The sequence below is a fragment of the Massilia eurypsychrophila genome (genome assembly GCF_002760655.1).
In the GTDB taxonomy this organism is placed as follows: domain Bacteria; phylum Pseudomonadota; class Gammaproteobacteria; order Burkholderiales; family Burkholderiaceae_D; genus JAFCUW01.
Genome location: NZ_PDOC01000060.1, coordinates 1 through 3,602, shown reverse-complemented (window position 1 = coordinate 3,602; position 3,602 = coordinate 1). Strand labels below are relative to the sequence as shown.

The window sequence follows — 3,602 nt, the reverse complement described above, 5'->3', positions numbered from 1 at the left end:
ATGTCGATTCCGGTACACGGCCGATCGACAACAACCCCGTCGAGAACACGATCCGGCCCATTGCGATCGGCAAGAAAAACTGGCTGTTCGCCGGTTCGGCGCGTGCCGGTCGGCGCGCCGCCGCCATTCAGTCATTACTCGGCACCGCCAAGCTCAATGGGCTCGATCCGCTGCAATGGCTGGCCAGCACTTTGGAACGTCTCCCGACGTGCCCTAACAGTCAGATCGATTCTTTGCTGCCATTGCCGAACCTTCAGCAAAACTAAACCGCCCGGCAAGGTGGGGCCGCCGGACGCTTACCCAGTAACGACATGCCAATGACGTGATCGCACATACTTGGCCCTCCTTTTCACCGTAAGCGTCATGCCAGTGCCGTCTATGCGTGCAGCGCCGCTGCCGGCATGATTTGAGGTTGAGACACAAATCGATTGTGTCCACAAACTCGATTATGGACACAATAATCAAACCAGGCGTCGGCCCCTCAAAACGCGGCAGCTATTGTCGCCATACCGACGAGTTCAAGCATGTCGTCACCATGCAATCGTTGCTGCCGAACGCTTCCGTCCCACGCATCGCGCGCAAGCACAATGTCAACGCGAACCAGGTGTGCGCCTGGCGCAAACTGTTTGTTGCGGGCCACCTGGCGCCGTGGTTTACCCGAACTGACCAACCTCGACGCCAATGCGACAGAACCGCCGATTGCGCGACGCTGCTTTTGGAACCAACCTCTTCGCCTAGTGAGATTTCGCTACAAGCATTTCTCGTTTTTCCGCAACATCTTCAGGCGCTCTGCTGCAGCGAGAAGGTGCATTGCTTCGGCGCGCACCAGGAATGAGCAGGCGCGCTCGTATGAAGGATTGGGCTCGATGCTCCAGGCGAGGCCCGCGCCATAGAGCGCCGCCGCCTGTTGGTAGTAAAAGCTCGGCGGTAGTAATTGTGCGGCCTGCTGGAAATAGATGCGGGCGCGCGGCAGGTCGACCTCGCTACCGTGGCTGCCTTGAAGGTAGACCGACGGCACCCGGATTGCGTAGGTGGCATCGTTAAGAAAAAATGACATCAGGCCATCGTTTTGTGCGGATGTGTTGTTGTATTTTTCTTGTACCGCTTTCCATTTGGCGACTTGATCGCGCACTATCGCCAGTTGCTTGGGGACTTCGTGGACGCCGGGGCCTAGCACTTTGCGGTCCTGCGCGCTTAGGTACTTGTCGAAGTTGGCGATGGCGAAACTGAGCGTCCCGAGCATACGATCGAACGGCAGCGGATGGTCGAATGACGCGTATTCGGTCTGTGCAGGTTCATGCATGATGTGATTTGCAGCCAGCAGGAACTGGAACATGCCGGCAACCGGAAATGTCTTTCTGCGCGCGAGCAAGTCAAGCGCAGCCGCGTCTGCCTTCTGCTCCAACTTGTTCACCTCGTCCGCCGCCATTTTTTCCATGGCGATGGGGTCGCCAGCAAGCGCGTGGGCAAACTCATGAGCCAGAAGGAAGGCGAGCAGACCAGTACGGCATGCCGCAACTTGTAGATTGTCATCGGCAGCGGCGTACAGGCTGCGGTAATCGGTTTTGCTGTCCACCCGTTCTAGGTAGGCGCGCGCCGAGAGAAAAAATGGCCCGAAGGCTTCGGCCTCCGCCAGATAGCCGTTATAGCCTTGCAGAAGGTGTGTTTTGTTGACATTTGTGGATGAAAGTAGCCGCATGTATTCGGCCATGGTGCATGACTCCTGGGCCCGAATGTGTACGCCCAGCGAGATCTCGATTTCTCCGCTGGACGATATCCGAACCTTCATCGCGCCGGTGTCGGCCTTGAGCAAGGTCAGCTTCAAGCTTTTGGCCTTGACCAGCTCTGACGCCGTCATGACGCTTTGCAGCTCGCCCCAGGCCCAGGCAAGTTCGCCTTCTACGGACTTGGAGTAGTCGGTGCTTGCGTGGCAGACGCCCGCCCACGCCACCAACAGCGCTGCGCCCACTGCTTTCACGCTTATCATTGCGCTTTTCCTTGAGGTATGGTGACGACTGCCACGGTTTTGCCGTCTACGATATGCGCGAGCGTGAACTTACCGGAGAATCGATCGAACTTCGCCACAAATTTGTCGTTCGGTTTCTGCTCCATGTTGCCGAGCGCGGAGAGCAGAAGTGCCTGATCCTGGTCCGAGTAGTTTTCTGGGTGCTCGGAAGCGTAGTTCAAAAACTCGCGGATGACGGCGAAGGCAGGTTCACCTTCCCCAATGCCCGAAAAGCTGCTTTGCCCGAACTGTTCGACTGCCCATTGATAGAGAGAGGCGTAGAACGAGCATACCCGTTTGCCCTTGTTGAAGGAGACAATATCGGCGCCAAGGCCGGCGTCACATAGCATTTGGCGTTGTTGCTTGGCCGGACTGCCTGGCGCATCAGTGCACTCGGGCTGGCCGAACAGCTCTCCTCCTTCCAGACAACGACCGTAGCAAACGTCATGCTTCTTGCACGAGCCCTCAAACTGACAGTACCCGAGCAGCGCCTTGTTGGGAACCAGCTTGCTGCTCCACCCATCCACTGCCCCGCAGCCGTTAGTCCGCAGACCGGGAAGTAGCGTGTCTTGGGCCAGCGCCGGTGATTGGAGGAAGCCGAAGGTTAGAGCCATTAAGCAGCTATACGGCAAACGTTTCATGGTGTCCTTGGAATGTTTTTTTTACAATTCTCTGTTCATTATAAGTAGACCAAATGCATTTATTGCAATCACTGTCAAATAAACAACAAACATTTAATTTTTTTTGCGGCAGGGAGCGGTCAGTCGCCATTCCGTGGGCTTGCAGAAGAGCCGCGTTGGTATGCCGGGGTGGCCGCGCATTGTCGTCGGCCGAGGCACGCGACCTTCCGGACCCGGCACGTGCCTTGATCGAGGCCGGCCGGTTTCGCTACGAAGCGTGCCGGGAGCTAGCACCGAGCAAAGCCGGCTATCTTGTGTTCGATGCGTTGCCCAGCGTGTGAGACGATGCTGCGGCGTGCGGGGCACGGTTCTGGTGCAAATCTTAAGGTCGTGCTTGAGCATCTACTGGAAGTGCTGTTGATCGACGCCGATTTTTCCAGAGAGGAACTGGTCCTTCAGCCTCGTTACGCCGTCTGGCTTAAGTCTATGGGGGGAAGCAGCTCCCAATCCTTGTCGCAAGCTTTCAGGAAAGCGTACAGCGTGCCCACATTCACTTTGTTAGCGTCGTTTCCCGCGGCGGGAAAATCGAATGCCGCACAGTCGTTCGCATGGTGAATGAGCTCAACTGCACTTAATAGCCCAGGAAAGACCTCTTCTACTAGAGTATGCTCCAGCGAGGGCGCCTGGTGAGCCAAGGCTCCAACTAAAGAACCCACAGCCGAATATACCCAGGCGTCCGCTCGGTGTTCGGCGGGGACTGTAGTCAAACCTACATTGTCATTAGCGAGTTCTCGCTCCCCCTGTGTCAGACTAGTTGTCGCCTCCAGATTTTATCCAAATAGAGGCAGATATGAGAACAAGGCATTCCCCAGCATTTGTCGAACAAGCACTGGTCAAGGTATTCTCCCGTGGCGGCAGGAGCGTGCAGGCAGTCGCGGACGATATCAACGTCAATTACCACACACTTAAAAATTGGA

The 3,602-nt window shown here is 56.5% G+C and carries 5 protein-coding genes; 3 read left to right on the top strand and 2 right to left on the bottom strand.

What is annotated here, in order from left to right; translation table 11 throughout:
• Both CR105_RS27105 and CR105_RS29575 read left to right on the top strand, forming a co-directional pair.
• A partial coding sequence (locus tag CR105_RS27105) for a transposase domain-containing protein (RefSeq protein WP_143752828.1) occupies positions 1-266 on the top strand: 266 nt, incomplete at its 5' end.
• Positions 267-448: 182 nt separating this feature from the next.
• On the top strand, positions 449-835 hold the full coding sequence (locus CR105_RS29575; protein WP_099794053.1) for a transposase: 387 nt from the start codon (positions 449-451) through the stop codon (positions 833-835).
• Here the strand turns inward: CR105_RS29575 and CR105_RS27095 are convergent.
• A complete protein-coding gene (locus tag CR105_RS27095) occupies positions 749-1,987 on the bottom strand; it encodes a hypothetical protein (RefSeq protein ID WP_099794051.1) in 1,239 nt (412 codons plus the stop codon). The two genes, CR105_RS29575 and CR105_RS27095, sit on opposite strands and share 87 nt — an antisense overlap.
• On the bottom strand, positions 1,984-2,646 hold the full coding sequence (locus CR105_RS27090; protein WP_131502060.1) for a hypothetical protein: 663 nt from the start codon (positions 2,644-2,646) through the stop codon (positions 1,984-1,986). The genes CR105_RS27095 and CR105_RS27090 overlap by 4 nt, the downstream gene beginning before the upstream one ends.
• An 829-nt stretch (positions 2,647-3,475) precedes the next feature.
• Between CR105_RS27090 and CR105_RS29570 the strand changes: the two genes are divergently transcribed.
• The coding region (locus tag CR105_RS29570; RefSeq protein WP_370660705.1) for a transposase at positions 3,476-3,602 on the top strand (127 nt) is incomplete at its 3' end.

Coding starts and splice junctions, on each gene's coding strand:
- CR105_RS29575 (WP_099794053.1), top strand. CDS start 449: ATGGACACAATAATCAAACCAGGCGTCGGCCCCTCAAAACGCGGCAGC.
- CR105_RS27095 (WP_099794051.1), bottom strand. CDS start 1,987: ATGATAAGCGTGAAAGCAGTGGGCGCAGCGCTGTTGGTGGCGTGGGCG.
- CR105_RS27090 (WP_131502060.1), bottom strand. CDS start 2,646: ATGAAACGTTTGCCGTATAGCTGCTTAATGGCTCTAACCTTCGGCTTC.